Origin of the sequence: Pacificimonas aurantium, assembly GCF_020092905.1 — a bacterium.
Taxonomy (GTDB): domain Bacteria; phylum Pseudomonadota; class Alphaproteobacteria; order Sphingomonadales; family Sphingomonadaceae; genus Pacificimonas; species Pacificimonas aurantium.
The window spans coordinates 634,660-655,632 of the sequence record NZ_JAGSGB010000001.1; the positions used below are offsets into that span (position 1 = coordinate 634,660).

At 64.9% G+C, this 20,973-nt stretch carries 25 protein-coding genes; 16 read left to right on the top strand and 9 right to left on the bottom strand.

The window, feature by feature from the left end:
- Nucleotides 1–85 precede the first annotated feature (85 nt).
- The 3 genes from putP to hemE form a co-directional block, all read right to left on the bottom strand.
- Entirely contained in the window at nucleotides 86–1,603 is a 1,518-nt protein-coding gene (gene putP, locus KCN53_RS03150) for a sodium/proline symporter PutP (protein ID WP_088711477.1), read from the bottom strand.
- A 160-nt stretch (nucleotides 1,604–1,763) separates the two neighbouring features.
- Nucleotides 1,764–2,207 (bottom strand): CopD family protein, encoded by a 444-nt coding sequence (locus tag KCN53_RS03155; protein ID WP_088711476.1) that lies wholly within the window; start codon nucleotides 2,205–2,207, stop codon nucleotides 1,764–1,766.
- Nucleotides 2,204–3,226 (bottom strand): uroporphyrinogen decarboxylase, encoded by a 1,023-nt coding sequence (gene hemE / locus KCN53_RS03160; RefSeq protein ID WP_088711475.1) that lies wholly within the window; start codon nucleotides 3,224–3,226, stop codon nucleotides 2,204–2,206. The genes KCN53_RS03155 and hemE overlap by 4 nt, the downstream gene beginning before the upstream one ends.
- A gap of 336 nt (nucleotides 3,227–3,562) precedes the next feature.
- On the opposite strand from hemE, the gene KCN53_RS03165 reads away from it, so the two are divergent.
- The 11 genes from KCN53_RS03165 to KCN53_RS03215 all read left to right on the top strand — a co-directional run bounded on the left by KCN53_RS03165 (nucleotide 3,563) and on the right by KCN53_RS03215 (nucleotide 10,271).
- Complete coding sequence (locus tag KCN53_RS03165) at nucleotides 3,563–4,384, top strand: pyruvate, water dikinase regulatory protein (RefSeq protein WP_088711474.1); 822 nt, start codon at nucleotides 3,563–3,565, stop codon at nucleotides 4,382–4,384.
- Nucleotides 4,381–4,992: a Maf family protein gene (locus KCN53_RS03170; RefSeq protein ID WP_224199323.1), complete on the top strand. Its 612-nt coding sequence runs from the start codon at nucleotides 4,381–4,383 to the stop codon at nucleotides 4,990–4,992. Before KCN53_RS03165 ends, KCN53_RS03170 begins: the two co-directional genes overlap by 4 nt.
- Nucleotides 4,989–5,828 carry a shikimate dehydrogenase family protein gene (locus KCN53_RS03175; RefSeq protein ID WP_088711473.1) on the top strand — a complete coding sequence of 280 codons (840 nt, stop codon included), beginning with the start codon at nucleotides 4,989–4,991 and terminating at the stop codon, nucleotides 5,826–5,828. Before KCN53_RS03170 ends, KCN53_RS03175 begins: the two co-directional genes overlap by 4 nt.
- Nucleotides 5,825–6,472, top strand: coding sequence for a dephospho-CoA kinase (coaE, locus tag KCN53_RS03180; RefSeq protein WP_088711472.1), 648 nt, complete (start codon nucleotides 5,825–5,827; stop codon nucleotides 6,470–6,472). Before KCN53_RS03175 ends, coaE begins: the two co-directional genes overlap by 4 nt.
- Nucleotides 6,433–7,134, top strand: a complete 702-nt coding sequence (gene dnaQ / locus KCN53_RS03185) for a DNA polymerase III subunit epsilon (protein ID WP_088711471.1) — start codon at nucleotides 6,433–6,435, stop codon at nucleotides 7,132–7,134. The genes coaE and dnaQ overlap by 40 nt, the downstream gene beginning before the upstream one ends.
- 20 nt (nucleotides 7,135–7,154) lie before the next feature.
- Nucleotides 7,155–7,724, top strand: a complete 570-nt coding sequence (locus KCN53_RS03190) for a ribosome hibernation promotion factor (protein WP_088711470.1) — start codon at nucleotides 7,155–7,157, stop codon at nucleotides 7,722–7,724.
- Between the two features lie 9 nt (nucleotides 7,725–7,733).
- A complete protein-coding gene (locus tag KCN53_RS03195) occupies nucleotides 7,734–8,069 on the top strand; it encodes a PilZ domain-containing protein (RefSeq protein WP_088711469.1) in 336 nt (111 codons plus the stop codon).
- Entirely contained in the window at nucleotides 8,066–8,533 is a 468-nt protein-coding gene (locus tag KCN53_RS03200) for a PaaI family thioesterase (protein WP_088711468.1), read from the top strand. Before KCN53_RS03195 ends, KCN53_RS03200 begins: the two co-directional genes overlap by 4 nt.
- An 8-nt stretch (nucleotides 8,534–8,541) precedes the next feature.
- The gene (locus KCN53_RS16235) at nucleotides 8,542–8,871 is read left to right on the top strand and encodes a DUF1491 family protein (protein ID WP_224199429.1); all 330 of its coding nucleotides are present in this window, start codon (nucleotides 8,542–8,544) and stop codon (nucleotides 8,869–8,871) included.
- A gap of 154 nt (nucleotides 8,872–9,025) precedes the next feature.
- Nucleotides 9,026–9,670, top strand: a complete 645-nt coding sequence (locus tag KCN53_RS03210; protein WP_088711466.1) for a cell wall hydrolase — start codon at nucleotides 9,026–9,028, stop codon at nucleotides 9,668–9,670.
- Between the two features lie 85 nt (nucleotides 9,671–9,755).
- On the top strand, nucleotides 9,756–10,271 hold the full coding sequence (locus tag KCN53_RS03215; RefSeq protein ID WP_088711465.1) for an MmcB family DNA repair protein: 516 nt from the start codon (nucleotides 9,756–9,758) through the stop codon (nucleotides 10,269–10,271).
- A 36-nt stretch (nucleotides 10,272–10,307) separates the two neighbouring features.
- Here the strand turns inward: KCN53_RS03215 and KCN53_RS03220 are convergent, their stop codons facing one another.
- Both KCN53_RS03220 and KCN53_RS03225 read right to left on the bottom strand, forming a co-directional pair.
- The gene (locus KCN53_RS03220) at nucleotides 10,308–10,877 is read right to left on the bottom strand and encodes an ActR/PrrA/RegA family redox response regulator transcription factor (protein WP_088711464.1); all 570 of its coding nucleotides are present in this window, start codon (nucleotides 10,875–10,877) and stop codon (nucleotides 10,308–10,310) included.
- Nucleotides 10,874–12,148: an ActS/PrrB/RegB family redox-sensitive histidine kinase gene (locus tag KCN53_RS03225; protein ID WP_088711463.1), complete on the bottom strand. Its 1,275-nt coding sequence runs from the start codon at nucleotides 12,146–12,148 to the stop codon at nucleotides 10,874–10,876. The genes KCN53_RS03220 and KCN53_RS03225 overlap by 4 nt, the downstream gene beginning before the upstream one ends.
- 36 nt (nucleotides 12,149–12,184) lie before the next feature.
- On the opposite strand from KCN53_RS03225, the gene KCN53_RS03230 reads away from it, so the two are divergent.
- Nucleotides 12,185–12,826, top strand: coding sequence for a histidine phosphatase family protein (locus KCN53_RS03230; protein WP_088711462.1), 642 nt, complete (start codon nucleotides 12,185–12,187; stop codon nucleotides 12,824–12,826).
- Nucleotides 12,827–12,884: 58 nt separating this feature from the next.
- Here the strand turns inward: KCN53_RS03230 and KCN53_RS03235 are convergent, their stop codons facing one another.
- A complete protein-coding gene (locus KCN53_RS03235; protein ID WP_172406166.1) occupies nucleotides 12,885–13,514 on the bottom strand; it encodes an ankyrin repeat domain-containing protein in 630 nt (209 codons plus the stop codon).
- Nucleotides 13,515–13,548: 34 nt separating this feature from the next.
- Here KCN53_RS03235 and KCN53_RS03240 point away from each other — a divergent pair, with 34 nt between their 5' ends.
- From KCN53_RS03240 to KCN53_RS03250, 3 genes are read left to right on the top strand one after another with little or no spacing between them, the layout of a single operon-like run.
- Nucleotides 13,549–14,163, top strand: a complete 615-nt coding sequence (locus tag KCN53_RS03240; RefSeq protein ID WP_088711461.1) for an SCO family protein — start codon at nucleotides 13,549–13,551, stop codon at nucleotides 14,161–14,163.
- Entirely contained in the window at nucleotides 14,160–14,603 is a 444-nt protein-coding gene (locus KCN53_RS03245; protein ID WP_088713324.1) for a YcgN family cysteine cluster protein, read from the top strand. The genes KCN53_RS03240 and KCN53_RS03245 overlap by 4 nt, the downstream gene beginning before the upstream one ends.
- On the top strand, nucleotides 14,600–15,316 hold the full coding sequence (locus KCN53_RS03250; protein ID WP_088711460.1) for a M48 family metallopeptidase: 717 nt from the start codon (nucleotides 14,600–14,602) through the stop codon (nucleotides 15,314–15,316). The genes KCN53_RS03245 and KCN53_RS03250 overlap by 4 nt, the downstream gene beginning before the upstream one ends.
- Here the strand turns inward: KCN53_RS03250 and KCN53_RS03255 are convergent.
- Nucleotides 15,293–17,494, bottom strand: coding sequence for a transglycosylase domain-containing protein (locus tag KCN53_RS03255; protein WP_088711459.1), 2,202 nt, complete (start codon nucleotides 17,492–17,494; stop codon nucleotides 15,293–15,295). The two genes, KCN53_RS03250 and KCN53_RS03255, sit on opposite strands and share 24 nt — an antisense overlap.
- A 186-nt stretch (nucleotides 17,495–17,680) precedes the next feature.
- Between KCN53_RS03255 and KCN53_RS03260 the strand changes: the two genes are divergently transcribed.
- Complete coding sequence (locus KCN53_RS03260; protein ID WP_143712171.1) at nucleotides 17,681–19,285, top strand: lipopolysaccharide biosynthesis protein; 1,605 nt, start codon at nucleotides 17,681–17,683, stop codon at nucleotides 19,283–19,285.
- Here KCN53_RS03260 and KCN53_RS03265 read toward each other — a convergent pair.
- Together KCN53_RS03265 and murA are read right to left on the bottom strand one after the other, a co-directional pair.
- Nucleotides 19,219–19,665, bottom strand: a complete 447-nt coding sequence (locus tag KCN53_RS03265; protein WP_172406165.1) for a DUF2948 family protein — start codon at nucleotides 19,663–19,665, stop codon at nucleotides 19,219–19,221. The two genes, KCN53_RS03260 and KCN53_RS03265, sit on opposite strands and share 67 nt — an antisense overlap.
- Before the next feature lie 7 nt (nucleotides 19,666–19,672).
- Complete coding sequence (gene murA / locus KCN53_RS03270; protein WP_088711457.1) at nucleotides 19,673–20,953, bottom strand: UDP-N-acetylglucosamine 1-carboxyvinyltransferase; 1,281 nt, start codon at nucleotides 20,951–20,953, stop codon at nucleotides 19,673–19,675.
- Nucleotides 20,954–20,973 lie beyond the last annotated feature (20 nt).

Consider the following 20,973-nt stretch of genomic DNA (forward strand, 5'->3'; position numbering starts at 1 on the left):
GGGGCTGACCTGGAGTTGGGATCGACTCCCGCAGGAAACGGGAGGTGCCGTTCAGCTAGGACGGCACCTCTCCCACGTCAAGCGCTCAGGCCTTGATCGGAGTTCCGCGGTTCGGATCGACCGTGCGGTCCACGGCCTCGAAGGTCGCCTGGATGTCCGCCGACGGCTCCGGCGTCAGCAGGCTGACGACGACAGTGGCGATCGTCGCGAGGACGAAGCCGGGAACGATCTCGTACATCACCGCGGACAGCGGTTCGCCGTCGATGGTGAAACCGCCATAGATCCAGAGAAGCACTGTCACCGCGCCCACGACCATGCCGGCAAGAGCCCCTGCCCGCGTCATGCGCTTCCACCGCAGGCTGAGGATGACCAGCGGGCCGAAGGCGGCGCCAAAGCCGGCCCAGGCGTTCGAAACGAGCGTCAGGACATTGGAAGTACGGTCATAAGCGAGGCCGATGGCCGTCAGTGCCACCAGGAGCACCGCCAGACGGCCGATCAGGACGAGCTCGATGTCCGAGGCACCGCGGCGGAACAGAAGCTTGTAGATGTCCTCCGTAAGCGAGCTCGACGCGACCAGAAGCTGCGAGGAGATCGTCGACATGATGGCCGCCAGAATGGCCGCCAGCAGGAAACCGCCCACCAGCGGATGAAAGAGTATCTGCGACAGAACGATGAAAATCGTCTCGGGATCGTCGATGGCGAGACCGAACTCGGTCGCATAGGCGAGGCCGATCAGGCCTGTCGCGCAGGCGCCCACGATGGTTACCGCCATCCAGCCGATGCCGATATTGCGCGCGGTCGGAATGTCCTTCACCGAGCGGATCGCCATGAAACGAACGATGATGTGCGGTTGCCCGAAATAGCCGAGGCCCCAGCTCATCGCCGAAATGATCGCGATCAGCCCGATGCCCCCGCCGAGCCAGTCGAGAAGCGAGGGGTCGATGGCGCGCAGTTCCTCGCCCACACCGACACCGCCGCCAGTCTGCGAGTAGGCGACGATCGGCACCATGATAAGGGCGACAAACATGATGCAGCCCTGGACGAAGTCGGTGATGGACACCGCCATGAAGCCGCCGAACAGCGTGTAGGCGACGACGACGCCCGCGGTGACCCACAGTCCCACCGAATAGTCGAAGCCGAAGGCGCTTTCGAACAGCTTGCCTCCCGCGGTGACGCCGGAGGCGGTGTAGAGCGTGAAGAAGACGATGATGACGACAGCCGAGACCAGACGCAGGATACGGCTGGTATCCTCGAACCTTTTCTCGAAATAATCCGGGATGGTCACCGCATCCTTGGCGGTTTCGGTGTAAACCCGGAGGCGAGGGGCCACCAGAAGATAGTTCGCGAGCGCGCCGATGAGCAGACCAATGGCGATCCAGCCTGCCGACAGCCCCGAAACGAACATGGCCCCGGGCAGACCGAGAAGCATCCAGCCCGACATGTCGGAAGCGCCTGCCGACAGCGCCGTTACCGCCGGGCCAAGCTGGCGTCCGCCCAGCATGTAGCCCGACACGTCATTGTTGGTTTTCAGGTAGGAATAGAGACCGATCCCCAGCATCACGGCAAAATAGATGCCGAGTGAAATCATCGTACCGGTTTCCATACACTACCCCCTACTCATTGCCTGGCCGACAAACAGTTCCGGGCGCCCGGAACGGACGCAATTCCAAACAGGGTGCCGGGTATCCGGCATCCCGAAAGCGGCGCAAATCAGCCGCGCGCGAGTGTGAAGGGGCCCGGCGGGCGCTTGTCAACAGCGCAGCCTAGAACGGCTTCATCAGGCCAAGCGGCACGATCAGGATGATCGCGAGGGCAGGTGCCTCGTTCAGGATTCTGAGGGTGCGGGAGGAATAGGGCCGTGCGCCGCGCGAAAGTTTCTTCGATGTCGACACGGCCCAGCCATACCAGCCGGTCAGAAGCAGGAGGAACAACAACTTCGCATGCAGCCAGCCCTGCCCTGCAAGACCGATATTCACGACGAGGGCAATCCCGAGGACCCATGCGATGATCATCGATGGCGACACGATGACCCGGCGGAGACGGGCCGTGCGTTCGGTCCAGAGCTCGTCCTCCGGGGAGCCGGGGTCGCATTCGCGATGATAGACGACATAGCGACCGAGAGCGAACAGACCGGCCATCCAGAAGATGACGAAGACCAGCTTCGCGGACAGAACCCACAGCGTGTAGCCGCCTAGGAACCCCGTCATGCCCTGATCTCCTGCAGCGCCGCCTCGACATGGGCGATCGGCGTATCCTTAGAGATTCCATGGCCGAGATTGAAGATATGCGGCCGCCCCGAAAACGCGCCGCGAATTCGGCGGATCGAGTCCGTCAGCGCCGGACCTCCGGCAAGCAGAGCCATCGGATCGAGATTCCCCTGCAGAGGAAGGTCCCGGGGAAGCGTCTTCGCCGCCCAGTCGGGATCCACGGTTTCGTCGAGACCGAGCGCGTCGATCCCGGTTGCCGCGGCATAATCTGCGAGCCTCGCACCGGCGCCTTTGGGAAAGCCGATTATGGGAAGGCAGGGGTAGTCGCGCCTTAGCCGGTCGACGATCCGGCGCGTCGGCTCGATCACCCACCGGTCGAACTCGGCCGGGGCAAGCGAGCCCGACCAGCTGTCGAACAGCTGCACCGCCTGTGCGCCGGCTTCGATCTGGCCGATCAGATAGGCGCTTGTGGTGTCCACCAGCCGCTCGATAAGCAACTCGAACGAAGGGCGGTCGCGATAGGCCATCAGACGCGCGGGCGCCTGCTCCTTCGTGCCTTCGCCCGCGACCATGTAAGTGGCCACCGTCCAGGGGCTACCGGCAAAGCCGATCAGCGCCGCGCCTTCGGGCAGGTCGCCCCGCACGAGCCTGACGGTTTCGTAAATCGGTTCGAGCCGTTCGAGCGACGGAGACAGCGATCCGAGATCGGTTTCGTCCACTCGCGGACTGAGACGCGGCCCCTCGCCCGCCTCGAACCTGAGGTCCTGCCCGAGCGCGTGAGGGACGATGAGAATGTCAGAAAACAGGATTGCGGCGTCGAACCCGAAGCGGCGCAGCGGCTGGAGGGTCACTTCGGCGGCAGCCGGGGGATCGTAGACGAGATCGAGAAATCCGCCCTTCTCGGCGCGCAGCTCGCGATACTCCGGCAGATAACGACCGGCTTGGCGCATGAACCAGACGGGAGGAGGGGAACAGGTCTCGCCCTTGAGAACCTTCAGGAAGGACGGCGTCTCGGCCAAGCGAACCTCTTTCTCTTATTTCTTTCTTTAAGAAAGATAGTGGTGGTGATTGGGGCTGGGGATCATGGGGCTTATCGATCTATCCCCAGCCTTGCCAACATGGTTCGCAAAGGGGCGACTCATGAAGGTCTCGCGAGTCGCATTTCTGTAACCTCAAATTTCAACAGGGCAGGTTTGCTGGGCTTCAGACCTGTGGACGACTCGATAATCATTTCGGTTTGGTGACAACGGCAGGCCTCTTCGCTCGACTTCCGGACCGATTCGGCGGGTAGTTTTCCACAGGCTTGTCCCCGTCGCGGATGACCGCGGCACGCACTGTGGTTAAGGCGGTACTCCATGGCAGAACGCATTCACCTCCACCTGATTTCGGACAGTACCGGCGAGACGCTAGAATCAGTCGCGCGAGCAAGCCTTGCCCGGTTCGAGGAGGTCGAGGCCGTCAAGCACTTCTGGCCGCTGGTAAGGTCGACCGGCCATCTCGACCGCGTTCTCGAAGATGTCGCCGAGCATCCGGGACTGGTCGTGTTCACGCTTGCGACCGGCGAAATCCGGAACCGGCTGGAAGCCGGCTGCGAAGCGCTCGGCATTCCTGCGGTCTCTGCGATCGATCCGGTGGTAGCCGGGCTCTCCATCATGCTCGGAAAGGCCGCGACGGCCCGACCGGGGCGGCAGCACCGCCTGGACGAGGCCTATTTTGCACGCGTCGAAGCGATCAATTACACGATGGCGCATGACGACGGGCAGGGCTCGGAGAACTGGAACGAAGCCGACATCCTGCTGCTGGGCGTGTCGCGCACCTCGAAGACCCCAACAAGCATCTACCTTGCCAATAAGGGGTTCAAGACGGCGAACTATCCGCTCGTACCCGAGCGCAAACCCCCGCCGATCCTCTTCGAACTGACCAAACCCTTCATCGTCGGCCTGACGACGACCCCGCACCGGCTGATCGAGGTGCGCCGGAACCGCCTTCTGAGCCTCGCTCAGACTCCCGAGACCGACTATGTCGACGAGGAGAAGATCAAGCGCGAGGTTGCCGAAGCGCGGCGCCTGTTCGCAGACCGCGGCTGGCCGGTCATCGACGTGACCCGCAAGGCCATCGAGGAAACTGCCGCCGCGGTCATGCGCCTGATGAACCGGGAAGAAGCGTCGCAGACGTGACCGAGCGCGTTCCCGACCTGATCCTCGGCTCGACAAGCGAATCGCGGCAAGCGCTGCTGCGCGCCGCAGGCGTGGAGTTCACAGCCATTGCTCCTCAGGTCGACGAGGAGATGCTGAAGGCGTCCTTGAGGAGGGAGGGGTTGGCGCCCCGAGATCAGGCCGATGCGCTGGCCGAGGCAAAGGCGGTGAAAGTATCTCGCCGCCGGCCCGGTGCGCTGGTGCTCGGCGGCGACCAGATTCTCGAGACCGAAGATGGCCGCGCTCTCGACAAGGCGGAGGATATGGCGGCGCTGCGCGCGCAGTTGATGGACCTTCGCGCAAAGCCTCACCTGCTCCGCTCGGCGCTTGTCATCGCCGAAAATGGCGAACCCGTCTGGCGGCACCTCGATTCCGCGCGCCTCTGGGTACGCCCGTTCAGCGAGGAGTGGCTCGACGACTATCTGGCGACCGAAGGCGAAAAGCTCCTGTGGGGCGTTGGCGGTTACCGTATCGAAGAGCGCGGCGCGCAGCTGTTCGAGCGCGTGCAGGGCGACCAGTTCACCATTCGCGGCCTGCCGCTGTTTCCGCTGCTCTCCTATCTGCGAATTCGCGGAGTCATCGCCTCATGAACTGGCGCGAGCTTCCGCCTGCGGGGCGGCCCTATGCGGAGGTGATCGGCGATCCGATCTCTCATTCGAAATCTCCCGACATCCATGGCTTCTGGCTCGAACGGCTGGGCATCGACGCGGCTTACCGCCACGCCCATGTGCCTGCTGAGGACCTGGAGGCGTATTTCGATGCGCGCAGGAAGGATCCCGAATGGCGCGGGTGCAACGCAACGCTCCCTCACAAACTGGCGGCTTTGCGGCTTGCCGACCGCCGGAGCGCGGGCGCCGAAGCGGTTGGGGCGGCCAACTGCATCATGCCAGCGGGCGACGGGGCGCTGCTGTCGGACAATAGCGACGTGGGCGGGTTCCTGGAGCCGCTTGGCCGCGACAATCTCGTTGGCAAGCGCGCGGCGGTGATCGGAGCGGGAGGAGCGGCGCGTGCCGTGGTGTACGCACTCGCGAACCGCGGAGCCGACCGGATCACCGTCCTTAACCGTACGCCTGCGAAGGCGCGTGCGCTCGTCGACGAATTGGCACCGGGCAGGGGCGACGCTGCCGGCATCGATGCTGGCCTCGTGCCTGCGGACCTCCTCGTCAACGCATCCAGCCTCGGCATGACGGGTCAGGCGCCGCTGAAACTCGATTTGTCTCCGCTGCTGCCGGGCGCGACGGTGTACGACATCGTTTACGCGCCGCTCGACACCGCCCTTCTGCAGGATGCGCGCGCCCGCGGCCTTGTTACCATCGATGGCTTGTCGATGCTGATCGGGCAGGCGAGATCGGCCTTCTCGATGTTTTTCGGAAGGGAACCGGCCATGACCGACGACAAGCTGCTGCGGCAGCGGCTGACCGCGTGAAACTGATCGGACTCACCGGCTCGATCGGTATGGGCAAGTCGACGATCGCCGGATTCTTTCGCGCCGAACGCGTGCCGGTCTTCGACGCCGACGCGGAAGTGCATCGGCTACAGGCCCCCGGCGGACGCGCGCTGGCTTTGATAGAAGAGGCATTTCCGGGCGTCGTCGTCGACGGTCGTCTGGACCGCGCTGCGCTTGGCAAGGCGGTCTTCGGCGATACCGAGGCGCTTCGCCGTCTCGAACGGATCATGCATCCGCTGGTCGGCGATGCGCAGGCCCGCTTTCTGCGCCGGTACAGACAGGCGCGGACACCCTTTGCCGTGCTCGATATTCCGCTTCTCTATGAGAAGGGCGGGTGGGAGCGCGTCGACGGAGTCGTCGTGGTGTCCGCACCGCCGCACGTCCAGCGCGCGCGGGTCATGGCCCGCCCCGGTATGACCCGCGAAAAGTTCGAGAATATCGTTGCGCGGCAGGTCCCCGATGCGGAAAAGCGTCGCCGCGCCGACTTCGTGATCGAAACGGGGCTTGGGAAGCGGCGCAGCCGGCTGGCAGTGAGTAGTCTCACCGCTTGCCTCAAGCGCCATAGCGTAGAATATTGCCGGAAATGCGAGAGATCGTCTTCGATACCGAAACGACGGGCGTAGACCCGGACGAGGGCCACAGGATTTGTGAGATCGGCGCGGTGGAGCTTCTCGGGCAGATGCCGACGGGACGCACCTTCCATGCCCTGATCAATCCATGCCGCGACATGCCCGCCGAGGCCGCACGCATTCACGGCCACACCAACGAGAGCCTGGCCGACAAGCCTGTGTTCGCGGCGATCGTGAAGGATTTCCTGGAGTTTATCGGCACCGATACGAAGCTGGTGGCGCACAATGCGATGTTCGACCTGGGCTTCGTGAACAGGGAGCTTACCCTGTGCGGTCACGACCCCCTGCCGGTGGAGCGGATCGTCGACACGTTGGCCATCGCGCGTGAGAAATTTCCAGGCAAGGGCCATACGCTCGATGCCCTGTGCAACCGTTTCAGCATCGACCTGACCCGACGCGAGAAGCATGGAGCCCTGCTGGATTCCGAACTTCTCGCCGGCGTCTATGTCGAACTTATGGGGGGACGGCAGCGCGGCATGGCGCTCGGGGGTCCCGAGGAGGACCAGCCGGGCGACCGCGTTTATGCACGCGCGCCCGTTCGCGACTGGCCGGTGCGAATTTTTTCTCCCTCCGAGGAGGAAAAGGAGCGCCACCGCGCGTTCCTGTCCCAGCTTGGCGATCCGCTCTGGGCTGAGGTGCCCGGCTTTCGCCACTGAATCACAGAAGGAGACCACGCATGGATATCCGCGTTTCGGGCCACCAGCTCGACGTCGGGGAGGCACTGACCGCGCACGCCGAAGGGCGCATGGGCGACCTGGCCGAAAAATTCTCCGTGGGGGTGACCGGCTCGACCGTTACGCTCGCGCCGGGCCCGCACGAGCATGAATTCGATGCCACCATTGTCGTGCAGCTGGCCCAGGGCCTGCTGATGAAGTCGCATGCGCATGCGTATCAGAGCGCGCAGGCGGCGTTCGAAGGCGCGTATGAGCGGATCGAGAAGCAGCTGCGGCGCTACAAGCGCAAATTGCGCGACCGTGAGCGCAAGAAGCCGGAAGCTGCGGCGGTCGAATCCACCTATCGCGTTCTCCAGAGCCACCCCGAAGAAGACGAGGTGCCCGAAGACGACGCGCCGCTTATCATCGCGGATATGGACGAGCATATTCCCGAGGTGAGCGTTTCCGACGCGGTGATGATGCTCGACCTGAAGCACACCCCCGCTCTCATGTTCCGCAATGGCCAGACCGGTTCGCTGAACATGGTTTACCGCCGTACGGACGGCCATATCGGCTGGGTCGAGCCGAAATAAGGGCCCGCAATGGGACATGCCATGGATGACAAGGACGATTCCCCGCGGCGGGATGACGAGCGCGCGGGGCCGCGCCGGCGCGTATTGTTTCGCGGTGAGCTGCTGACCGGCTCGGGCCCGGTGGCCTGTACGGTCGTCGACGTAAGCGCCGGCGGCGCGCGGATCAGGACCGACACCCCGCTGGAGCCCGGCGCTCCCGTCACTCTGACGGTGCCGGGCCATCCCGACTTCCAGGGCGTGATCGCCTGGGGCAATGACGGAAAGGCCGGGGTGGCCTTTCTCGACATCGCTCCGCGCAATCTCGACCGGTGGGGAGAGCTGGCGGCGACCCTGAAGCTGTCATGACGACCGACAAGCATTTGCGCGCGCTGGAGCGGCTGTATCATGCCGCACCGATCAACCGCAGCTTCCCTTCCAAGCTGAGCCTGCCCGCGCTCGGCGAGTCTCGGCTGGAATTCGAAGTCTCGGAAGAGCATTTCCACGCTGCCGGGGCTGCGCACGGCACGATCTATTTCAAGATGCTCGACGATGCGGCCTTCTACGCCGTCAATACCGCCGTGGAAGATGTCTTCATCCTGACGACCGCCTTCAACCTTCATATGGAGCGGCCGGTCCCGGCGGGACGGGTCTGGGCGGAAGGGCGCATGGTCAGCGGACGGCGCCGCCTGTTCGTCGGCGAAAGCCGCCTGCTGACGGAGGACGGCGAGGAGATTGCCCGCGGGACGGGGACGTTTATGCGCTCGAAAATCCCCTTGGTTACGCTGACGGGTTATCGTGAAAGTGACGATATGGCGGGCGACTCCAACTGAACGATCGGCTGCCGACGAAGCTATGGGTCGACGGACTGCGGCGCCGCCTCGCGGCCGAGGGCGAGTTCGTCACCATCCTGCGTAAGGGTGACGAGGGCGCCGGAGCCGTCATACTGGTCCTCCGGTCGCGTGCGGGAGAGGTCTCGCTGTTCAGCCGCACCAATCTGGGCGATGGTAGCACCGAGTGGCGTCCGCTGTCGGACGAGCTGCCCGAAAATGACGATAAGTTGCGGGAAATACTTACGAAACAGATCCGGTTCGATCCCGATTTATGGGTCGTTGAACTGGATGTCGCTGATCCTGCACGGTTCATCGTGGATTTGGCTTCGATGAATTGACCCTGTGTATTCGTTCATCATATCAGCGCTGCAACACAGTGGAGCGCGGGGTGCGTTCCTGACGCGAACCGAAACAGTCAAGGCGACGCCAGACTAAAGCTTAGGCAAGATTTTACAAACGCCGGGCTGTTCGAAGCACAGGACTTATACTGACATGCTGAAATCCAAGCGGGCCGTCGCAGCGGCCATGGCCGCTCTCGGCCTGATGGCTGCCGCCGATCTTCCGACCGACATTCAGACGACGCCTGATCTGCAGGCTGCCGGCGCCGTCGATGCTGCCATCGACGCGACCGCGGGCCTCGAGCCCGAACTCGCCGTAGCCGCGGAAGCCGTCGAATATGAAGCGCCGATCTTCGTCGAAAGTTCCGAAACCGACGTCACGCTCGGCACGCTCGTCGACAACATCGTCGACTATGGCGGGGTCGAACTCGACGAAGAAATGCGCTGCCTTGCAAGCGCCGTCTATAACGAAGCCCGCGGCGAGCCGCTGGAGGGTCAGCTTGCGGTGGCGCAGGTGGTCCTGAACCGCGCGGAGGATTCGCGTTGGCCGGACACCATTTGCGGCGTCGTCTATCAGCGCTACCAGTTCAGCTTCACCTTCGACGGCAAGCCCGACTTCCCGAATTCCGAGCGTCCGACCTGGCAGCGCGCGAAGGCCGTCGCCATTGTCGCTGCGACGGAGAACTGGGACGATGTGACCGAGAAGGCTGTCTATTATCACGCCGACTATGTCAGCCCGAAATGGCGCACGGCGTTCCGCCAGACGGCCAATATCGGCCGGCACATCTTCTACCGGTAAGCCTTGCCAAGCAGAACTGATCCAAGCGAGGGGCGGCTGTTAGGCCGCCCTTTTCTTTTGCCGATGTTCCGCTAATGTTCCCGCCATGGCCACCCGATCCGCAGTTGCAGCACAGCGATCCGCCAGCACCGATCCCGCGCCGCTCTCGGCAGCGGACGTTGCGCGGGGAATCTCACGCTGGTTCTGGAACCGCCAGGCAGTCTGCCTGACCGAAGTCATTCTGCCCGGCGGGCGCCGGGTTGACGTCATGGCGCTGCATTCCGACGGTACGCTCTCGGTCGTCGAGATAAAGGTCGCGGTGGCGGACTTGCGCGGTGACCGGAAATGGCCCGACTATCTGGCTTGGTGCGACCGGTTCTACTGGGGCATTCCAGCGGGGTTCGACGCAGCGCTGCTCGACGAGGATTGTTACGAACCTGGCAGCTGCGGCCTGCTGATTGCCGATCGGTACGAGGCCGACGCGCTTCGCACTCCGCAGGTGGAAAAGCTGTCCGCGCCGCGGCGCAAGAAGGCCACGGCGCTCTTTGCGCGCGCAGCAGCGTCCCGTGTCATGCGTGCAGCCGACGAGTTTCTCGGTAGCGCCGAGGGCGGCTTCGGCTGACGGCCTGCCGTATGCCGACCGGACGGCATAGGGACCCTAGCGCGGGCTGCGCTTCGCCAGGATACGCTGTAGCGTGCGGCGGTGCATTTTCAGGCGGCGCGCGGTTTCCGACACGTTCCGGTCGCACAGCTCGTAGACACGCTGGATATGTTCCCAGCGCACCCGGTCGGCGGACATCGGATCTTCCGGCGGTTCGGGCTTGTCGTCGCCTTCGGCGCTCAAGGCCTTGATGATGTCGTCGGGATCGGCGGGTTTTGCCAGATAGTCGAGCGCGCCGGCTTTGATTGCTGCCACCGCCGTGGTGAGATTGCCATATCCGGTCAGCATGACGATGCGGATGTCAGGCCGGATCGACCGCAATTCGGTCACGAGATCGAGCCCCGTGCCATCGTCCAGCTTCATGTCGAGGACCGCATGGGTGGGCTGGGCCTGCGCTGCCAGCGTACGCGCTTCGGCGACGCTGGACGCTGCGAAAACCTCATAGCCCTTGCGGGTCAGCATAAGCTCGAGCCGCTGGCGGAAACTCTGGTCGTCGTCCACCAGCAGCAGCTTTCCTGTCGCCGGCAGCGTATCGTCCTGCGGCGCAGCACCTGTGGCTTCACTCATAGATCGTCCTCCTCGGGGTTTTGGTGCCAGGTGATCTCGACGCGGGCCCCACCCCGCGTTCTGTTGCGGAAGCGGACCCGGGCGCCGGTCCGCTCTAGTAGGGTCGTCGCGATAAAGACGCCGAGGCCCGTTCCTCCCCCTCTGGAACGCGACGGGCCCAGATAGGGCTCCCCCAGGTGCGGCAACAGGTCCGACGGGAAACCGGGACCGTCATCCTCGACATAAATGGCGACCTGGTCGGTATCGGCCGTGGCGGCCAGAACCACTTCGCGATCGGCAAAGCGAACCGCATTGTCGACTAGGTTCAAAAGGCCGTGCTTCAATTCGGTGCTGTGCTCGATCACCGGCAGTCCCTGAGCGGCCTCGGCAACCCGGATCGGCACCCGCGGATCGTTGAAGCTGTCCGCGATTTCGCGAAGCAGGGTGCGGATGGACACGCGCTCGAACGGTGCTTCGCGCTCCGACCGGCTGGCGATTCCCTGCAAGATGGACCGGCAGCGATCGGCTTCCTTGGCGAGCAGTTCGACATCGGCGCCGAAGTCGGGATCGCCCTCCAGTTCCGATTTCAGGTCAGTTGCGATCAGCTTGATCGTGCCCAGCGGGCCGCCCAGTTCATGCGCAGCCGCGGCGGCCAGCGCACCGAGCGCGGACATCTTCGTCTCCCGCTCCAGCACGGCTTGAGTCGTTACCAGCGCCTGCTGCCAGCGCCGGGCTTCCAGCGCGACCTGCATGACATAGCCGGAAATGAAGATGATCGAGAAGGCGAGCGACGCGAAGACCGCCACCTCATAGGTGACCGGCATGGCGGGCGGCTCCCCGTCCCAGGGCAGGGGCTCGGCCCACGCCCAGAGGATGAGGAGGATCGCGATCGCCACGGCCATCAGCGTCACGGTGGCGCGCCGCGTAAGCAGGGTTGCCGAGACGGTTACGGGGACGATGGCGAGCACGACGAAGGGATTGTTGATCCCGCCGGTCAGGAAGAGGAGCACGCCCAGCTGAACGAGGTCGAAGGCCAGATGCAGCAGGGCTTCGGTTCCGACCAGCCTCGCGGTGCGCGGATAGAGATAGACGAGACCGAGATTGAGAAGCACCGCCGAGAGCAGGGCGCAGGCCACACCGAAATAGGGAAAGGAGAACCCAAGCCCCAGGCCGACCACCAGGAAGGTGAGAGACTGGCCGCCAATAGCGAGCCAGCGGATCAGCACGAGCGTGCGGACGCGGACGCCCGGTTGGCCAAGAGCCGCAGGAATTTGGGGGCTCGCGCTTGTCATTCCTCAGCCTATACCGGCCGCCGAAAGAGAGGGCGAATGGTCGAAAGCGCGCAGGTAACCCGCTGGCATCTCGTAAGACATGCTCCCGTTATAGGGGCGGGAAAGGGGGCCCGGGGGCTTCTGTACAAGACTCATGACGAACCGGCGGACACGTCGGATGCGGACTCCTTCGGATTCCTGGCGCGCTGGCTGCCTGCCGACGCGCTGCTCGTGACCAGCGGCCTTGCGCGCACGAACCAGACCGCCGATGCCATGGTAGAGGCTGGCTTTTCTCCGTCCGAACGGATGGAAGACCCGCGTTTTCAAGAGCAGTTCTACGGCGACTGGCACGGCGCCTCGCGGTCCGACCTGGCCGGCGGCGCTCCCGTCACAGCGCATAATTTCTGGTTTCACGGCGCCGAGGACCAGCCGCCGGGAGGGGAAAGCTTTCTCGATCAGTGCGCACGGGTGGCGGCGGGCCTGGAGGAGCTGAGCCGCGCGCATGTCGGCAGGAACATCGTCCTCGTCGGCCATGGCGGTACCTTCCGCGCCGCGCTCGCCCATGCGCTTGGCATCCCGCCGGACCGCGCGCTGACCATCAGCGTCGACAATCTGTCGGTTTCGCGGATCGACCACCGGCCGGGGGAGGGCGCAGGCGGTCACTGGCGCACGGTCTATGTGAACAGGCGACCCGGCTAGACGTCTGAGCGAGCTCCGCCAGGCTCTCGCCGCCGCAATCCCGGCGCCGGCTGACTTGTCAGAGGCCGGGCCCTTCGACTTCGGCCTCTTCCTCGCCTTCCTCCTGCGATTCGATCATCTGGAGGATTCGCGTCGCGCGCCGATCGCGTTCGGCATAATCGCGTGCGGAGAAGCCCGCATAATTGTCCCTGATGTCGGGGTCGGCGCCGGCTTCGAGCAGGACGCTTACCATCTCGTGATCGCGGCGCTGGACGGCGCGGATCAGCGGCGTTTCTCCGCGGCGATTGGCGAGATTCGGGTCGGCGCCGTAGAACAGCAGAAGGCGTACGCCGTCGACGAAGTTCATGTTCGAGGCGATGAGTAGCGGTGTATTGCCTTCATCGTCCTGCAGGTCGACGCTGGCTCCGCGTTTCTGAAGGAGGTTGATCCAGCCGAGTTCCTGGTTCTCGGTGACGATATGCAGGGCGGTCTTGCCTGTCTTCGGCTCCCGGGCGTTCACGAAGGTCTGCCCGGGCTTGTCGAGAAACTCGATGACCGCTGCCCCGTCCTCCTTGCGGACGGCTTCGAAAAATTCGAAGCGGTCGCTGAACTGAGCCTGCGCCGGTAGCGCCGTACCGAACATGGCAGCGAATGCACAAAGAGCGAGGACCAGACGTCCTGTCATCTTGAACCGTTCCCCCGGGGTCATAGCTTGGCGGTCCCTAACATATAGGAATGCGCGCATGAACATTCGACAACTGGGTTTGCCCCTTCGCGCCGGCGTCCTCGCCGCGACGCTGGTCGCGTCGGCCTGCGGCGGGGCGGGCGAGGAGGGGGGCGACCGGCCCCCGCTCGCCGGTAGCCCCATCGGGGGGGCCTTCGAGCTGGTCGGGGGCGACGGAGACCTGGTGACGGACGAGGATTTTGCCGGCGATTGGCGGCTGGTCTATTTCGGTTACACCTACTGCCCGGACATTTGCCCCACGGACGTGCAACGCATGGCGGGCGCCTATTCGCAGCTGCAGGAAGAGGCACCCGAACTGGCCGAAAGGCTGCAGCCCATCTTCATTTCCATCGACCCCGAGCGCGATACCCCCGAGGCGGCGCAGCAGTTCGCCTCCGCATTCAACGCGGACATGATCGGGCTCAGCGGTTCTGAAGAGCAGGTGGCCGCGGCAAGCGATGCCTTCCGCACTTACCGCGCCAAGGGCGAAGTGCGGGACGACGGCTTCTACCTGATGGACCATAGCGCCTATATCTATCTGCTCGACGGCAATGGCGATCCGATCAACTTCTACGATCATTCGCAAAGCGCGGCCGACATTGCGGCCGATATCCGGAAGTGGATGGGCGCGTGACCGAAGCCGGCGAGCGGTTCTGGGAGACGACTGCGCTCGCCGATATGAGCCGGGCCGAGTGGGAATCGCTGTGCGACGGCTGCGGCAAATGCTGCCTGATGAAGGTCGAGGACGAGGATACGGGCGAGGTGGCGCCGACCAACATCGCGTGCCGTCTGCTCGACCTGAACAGCTGCCTGTGTTCCAACTATCGCCACCGGCGCGCGCATGTGCCGGACTGCATCCGCCTGACGCCGGAAAAAATTGAACAATTCTACTGGTTGCCGCGCACTTGCGCCTATCGCCTGCTGGCAGAAGGAGAGCCGCTTCCGGACTGGCACCCGCTGATAACCGGCGATCCTGACAGCGTTCACCGCGCCGGAATTTCCGTACGCGGCTGGACCGTCTCGGAATCGGAAGCCGGGCCCCTCGATCATCATATCGTAGAGCGGGAGCTGTGACAGCGGCAGTCGGGGCTCAGCTGCGCCTTGCTGGGCGCGACGTTCCCTTCGAGGTCAGGCGTACGGCGCGGGCCCGGCGCATGACATTGACGGCCGATCCCGCCCGCGGCGTCGTACGGCTCAGCATGCCTGCGCGCATGCCCGCAGGCACCGCGGAAGAGTTTCTCCAATCGCGTCTGCCATGGCTCGAAAGCCGGGTGCGGAGCTTTCCACAGCCCAAGCCTTATCTCGACGGCGCCAAGCTGCCCTTCGGCGATGAGACGCTGGTTCTGCGCCATCTTTCCGGCTCGCGCAGCCCCGCCCGGCAGTCGGAGGGAGAACTGGTTATTGGCGGACCTCCCGAGATGTTCGCTGCGCGGGCAGAGCGCTGGTTCCGGTCCGAAGCGCGGCGCACCTTCATTACGGAGTGCGACGAGCTTGCCGGCCCTGCTGGGATCGACCTTCGCGGCTGGCGGATCTCAGTGCGAGACACGCGCCGGCAATGGGGCAGCTGCTCGGCGCGAAAGGCCCTATCCTTCGCCTGGCGCCTGATCCATGCGCCGGTCTTCGTCCGCCAGGCAATTGCGGCGCACGAACTCGCCCATATCGTTCATCCCAATCACAGCCGCGCCTTTCACCGCGAGGCCGAGCGCATCCTGCACACATCGCCCGAGCCGGCCTATGCCTGGCTGAAGGCGAACGGGTCTGCGCTACATTGGATCGGGCGGGAGTAGGCTGGTCGGGCCGTCTTCATTTTCCGCCGCAGGGGGGGATTGAGAGGTAGAGGGGGCAGGGCGGCGCCGGCTGTCCACGGGTTCGTCGAGCCAGCCATCACCGCCGCGCGGCGGGTCGCCGCTATTGCCGTCGGCCCTCGGCCGTGTGGGCACATCGGCACTGCGCATGCGGCTGGGAAGTTCGGCGCGAGCGGACGGATCGGCCGGATAAACGTCGCGAATCTCGACCGAGTCGCCATATTCCACGTCGCCATCGGGCGTAACGCCTACCCCGGTTTCGGGATCGTAGACATAGTCCCGGTCATATTCGCCGAACTCTTCCCAGCCTTCGCCGTAGATCTCCATGTCGGGCTCGGCGAACAGGTCGTCATCCTCACCGATGTCGCTGTCCAGCGCACGGGCGGGCATACCTTCGCTCGCACGCCGCATGTAGGCGGAAAAGGCCCTTGCCGGATTGCCGCCGCCGGTCAGGCGCCCCACGGGTCGGTTGTCGTCGCGGCCCATCCAGACCCCCGTAACGAGATCGCGGCTGAAGCCGACGAAATAGCCGTCCTGGTAGTTGCTGGTCGTTCCCGTCTTTCCGCCTGCGGGCTTCCCGAACGCGGCAGCGCGTCCGGTCCCCGAGCTGATCACCGATTCGAGCAGGTAGGTCATGTTGGTGACCACCCAGGGCGACAGCACCACGCGCGTGCTGTCCGCCGGTCGTTCGTACAGCACGCGGCCATCGGCCGTCTCGACCTTCTGGATGCCATAGGGGTCGACGGCGCGGCCGCCATTGGCGACTGCTGCATAGGCGGCAGTCATCTCGATCAAGCGCACGCTCGAGGTGCCGAGCGCCATCGCCGGCTGGCGCGATATGTCGGTCTCGATCCCGAGACGCCGCGCCATCATCGCGACATTGTTGAAGCCGACCCGCTCGGCCAGCCGGGCGGCGACCGTGTTGTAAGACCCGGCGAAGGCCTGCGTGACCGTGACGGTACCGCGATGCCCGCGACCATAGTTGCGCGGCGTCCAGCCATCGATCGTCACCGGAGCGTCCTCGACATAGTCGCGCGGGCTGATGCCGTTCTCGATGGCGGTCAGATAGACGAACAGCTTCCACGCCGAGCCGGGCTGGCGCTCCGCCACGGTGGCGCGGTTGTAGTTCGAGTTCACATAGTCGCGACCGCCCATCATCGCGCGCACAGCGCCGGTGGGGGTCATCGATACGAGGGCGCCCTGCGCTTCCTCCGGCGCATTGGTCTTCACCGCCTCCTCGGCCGCTCGCTGCATATCGGCGTCGAGGGTGGTCGTGACGACCAGCGGCTTCACCCGCTCGCTGACGAGGTCGTCGACCTGCGCCAGGACCCAGTCGGTGAAGTAGCGCACATTGTTCTGCTTCGGCTGCGGCGCGAATTCGAGCGCTTCGATGTCGGCCTGCAGCGCGGCGGCGCTAGGCACGACGCCGTCGCGGGCCATGGTCAGCGCGACCACCCGGGCGCGGTCACGGGCGCGTTCGGGGTCGGACGAGGGGGCAAAGCGCGACGGCGCCTTCACAAGCCCGGCGATGATTGCCGCTTCGGGTGCACTGAGCTCTTCGGCGCTATGGCCGTAGAAGCGGCGCGAGGCGGCATCGATGCCATAGGCCCCGCCGCCGAAATAGACGCGGTTCAGGTAGAGCTCGAGAATCTCTTCCTTCGAAAAACGCCGCTCCATCGCAAGCGCGAGCAGCGCTTCGCGCCCCTTGCGCGCGAACGTCCGCTCGTTGGTCAGGAACAGGTTACGGGCGAGCTGCTGCGTGATCGTCGAGGTGGCGCGGACATTGCCGCCATCCGCCGCGGCGACCCAGAGCGCGCGGACGAGACCGATGGGATCGACGCCGAAGTGCGAATGAAAGCGGCGATCCTCCACCGCGATCATGGCGCCCTTCATGACGTCGGGAATCTCCTCATGGCGCAGCCAGCCGCCATAGGACGGCCCCTGATTGACGAGCACGGTCCCGTCGCGCGCAACCACCCGCACGGCCTGACCGTTCGGCGATTTCATCAGCGTGGTGAAGCCGGGCAATGTGGTCATGGTCACCGCAACCGCGCCGACCAGCAGGAGCACTGCGCCGATACCTAGAACCAGCAGGCTGCGCCACGCGGTACGCCATAGGGACCGGCGCCGCGACGGGCGTTGGGACTTGGACTTACTCATATGCTTCCGATTGACCTGACGGCTCGGGCTCTCCGTGTCTAATCCCATTCTACCGTCCGAGCATGAGCGCTCGATGAAGGGCCGGGTTCCACCCACGAACGGCAGGATCGCGCGTCGCGGAGAAATTTCCGCCTATCAGACGGTACGAACGCGCATTGCCGTGCCCCCCGCAGGCGGGCTAAGCCGGTGCGCATTGTGAGCGCAGGTGAGGATCTGGGGCGGCCGGGCGGTCGCAGCGAGGACACGCGGGCGCTCGCCAAGGGGGGGCGAACGAACTTTTTCGGGTTCGTACTGCGTCTTTTGGCGCGCGTACCCTTTCTGATCATCGCCGGTCAGCTTTACGGCGCGGAGGCGCTGGGGCGCTTCGCCTATGCGGTCATGATTGTCGAACTGATGGCGGTGGTCGCCACGCTCGGCCTTCGCCGCGGCATCGCCGCCGAACTGGCGAAGGAACGGCGGCCGGCCGTGGAAACCATCGCCGACGCTCTGCTTCTCGGCATCACCCTGTCTCTCGCGGGCGCAATGGTCCTGATCGCCGTCCCCGAGCTACTGTTCCCCAATTCCAAGATCAGCGGCCTCGACAGGCTGTTTCCCCTGTCGGCCATTTTCTTTGTCGGCTCTGAGGTGCTGCTGGCGGCGCTTGCCTATCGTCATAACGTGCAAGCCACCGTTACCGCGCGCGCTCTGGTGGAGCCTTGGACGATCACCATTGCAGCCGGTGCGATCGCCGCGATTCCCGACTGGCGTCCCGATGGACTGATCATCGCCTATGCGGTTTCCATGTTCGCGGCGTTCGTCGCCTCGCTGATCCCCGCGATTCGCATGTTCGGTCTGCCGCACGCCTGGAAGCCGCAGCTTCCCGAACTGTTTGCGATGACGAAGCAGAACTGGCCACTGGCGGGCGCCGATGCGGTCGACTGGGCCATGCGGCGCATCGACGTCATCATTCTCGGCCAGTTCGCGGCCCCGGCCGTCGTCGGCGTCTACTATGTGGCGCAGCAATTCGCCTCGTTGCCGCAGAAGTTGAAGGTCACCTTCGATCCGATCCTCGCGCCGGTGGTGGCGCACGGCGTGCGAGCGAAAGATTTCCCCGGCGTGGCGGCGCAGCTGCGGCAGGTAGGCTTCTGGATCATTGCCGCCCAGCTTGGCATCGCGCTTGTTCTCGGCTTTACCGGTGACGCCTCGCTGGAGGTCATCGGCGGCGGCTTCGGCGCCGGGGCGGGCGTGCTCTTCCTGCTGCTTGCGGCCGAGGTCTTCTATGTCACCGCCGCCGTGACCGAAGGGGCGCTCGTCTACATGGCGCGGCACCGAAACCTGATCGCGTCGCTGGTCGCTCTCGGTGTGCAGATCGCGCTCACCATTGCCTTCGTTGCAGGCTTCGACGTGGCCTTTCCGGGCGTCGGCGAAGACCGGCCGGTCCAGGGTATCGGTGCCGCCCTTGCCCTCGCCATTGCGGCCGCCCTGGCATCGATCATGAAAGTCATTCTGCTGCACCATCTGGTACGCGAGAAGGTCAGCGGCTGGCGGCCGGTCTTCCTGTCGGCAACGCTCGTGACGGCCGCGGCCGGCTATGTGGTCATGACCTACCTGCCGGACTTCTGGCAGATCGTGGTCGGCCTGCCAGCCCTGATCATGGTCTATGGCAGCATCATGTGGGTGTTCGGATTCAAGGGGCCGGACCGGCTGCTCTTCACACGCCTGTCGGAGGCCGAGGAGGCCTCGCCTCAGGCCGTTGGCGTGTCGTCCGCTTCGCCGTCGTCGGTTTCAGGCGGGTCCGGGTCGTCCTCGTGATCCGGACGGCCGTCCACCTCCCATGGCGCGCCGACATCTTCCAGCAGCAGATCGATGGCCTCGACGCGGCAACGTATGGCGGTGCCGCCGGCGAAGACCAGTTCGACCAGGTCGTCGTCCGCATCGATATGAAGCAGATCCAGGACGGCCGCGCGATTTTCGGGCCATGACCGGCGCTGCGCCTTCTCCACCCCGAGCAGGCGCAGCAGGCAATAGCCGCGGCGTGGCTCCTGCTCCTCCCAGCGAAAGCGGTTGAGAAGTAACGTGAGCGTGCGCCGCTTCGCATCATAGTGCGTATCACAGGCCCGCAGGAGCGAGTCCTGGGTCAGTGCGGCGATGGTATCGAGATCCTCGCGGTCGGCGGCTAGCAGGCTTGCCATGGCTGGATCAGTCTCCCGAAGCTCGCTGAATGTCCGCGCCGACCGCCGACAGTTTTTCTTCCAGCCGCTCATAACCGCGGTCGAGATGCTGGACGCGCAGCACTTCCGTCGTGCCTTCGGCGGCCAGGCCCGCGATGATCAGGCTCATCGACGCGCGCAGGTCGGTTGCCATGACAGCGGCGCCCTTGAGGCCGGAAACGCCGCGTACGGTGGCGGTGCGTCCCGAGACCTGGATATCCGCGCCCATGCGCTCGAGCTCGCCGACATGCATATAGCGGTTCTCGAAAATCGTTTCCGTGAGGACGCTGGAGCCGCGCGCCAGCGTCAGCATGGCCATCATCTGCGCCTGCATGTCGGTCGGGAAATCGGGATAGGGAGCCGTCGTGATGTCTACCGGTTCGATGGGGCCGTCGCGGGTCACCCGTAGCCCATCCTCGGTGGGCTCGAGGGTGACGCCCGCTGCGCGCAGCTTGTCCACCACCGCTTCGAAATCCTCGATCGCTGCGCCCGCCAGTTCGACATCGCCCCCGGTAATCGCCGCGGCGCAGGCATAGCTGCCGGCCTCGATCCGGTCAGACATAACCCGGTAGGTGTCGCCGTGCAGGGTGGGAACGCCCTTGATATGTATGGTGTCGGTTCCGGCGCCTTCGATCTTCGCGCCCATGCCGATCAGGCAGTTCGCCAGGTCGACGATCTCCGGCTCGCGCGCCGCGTTGACGATTTCCGAGTCTCCCTGCGCAAGCACCGCTGCCATCAGGGCGTTTTCGGTCGCCCCGACCGAGACGAGTGGGAAGTCGATGCGGCCCCCCTTCAGACCATTCTTCGTCCTTGCGGTGACGAAGCTCTGGCCCACGTCGATCTCCGCGCCGAGCGCCTCCATCGCCTTCAGATGCAGGTCGATCGGGCGCGCGCCGATCTCGCAGCCGCCGGGGAGCGGCACTTTCGCCTCTCCCATACGCCCGAGCAGCGGCCCGAGGACGAGGATCGAAGCGCGCATCTTGCGCGTGATATCGGGCGGGGCAGTGGTGGATGTGATCCGCCCGGCCTTCAGCGTCATGACGCGTCCGAACACTTCGGGCCGCTTGCCCTCGATCTCGGTGGATGTACCAAGCTGGTTAACCAGATGGCCGAAAGTATCCACATCGGCGAGGCGTGGAAGGTTACGCAGGGTCAGCGGTTCTTCGGTCAGTAGCGCCGCCGGAATCAGCGTCAGGGCGGCGTTTTTCGCCCCGGAGATCTGCAGCCGGCCTTTCAGCGACTGCCCACCCCTTATGACGATCTTGTCCATATCTCGGGCGACCCCCTTCG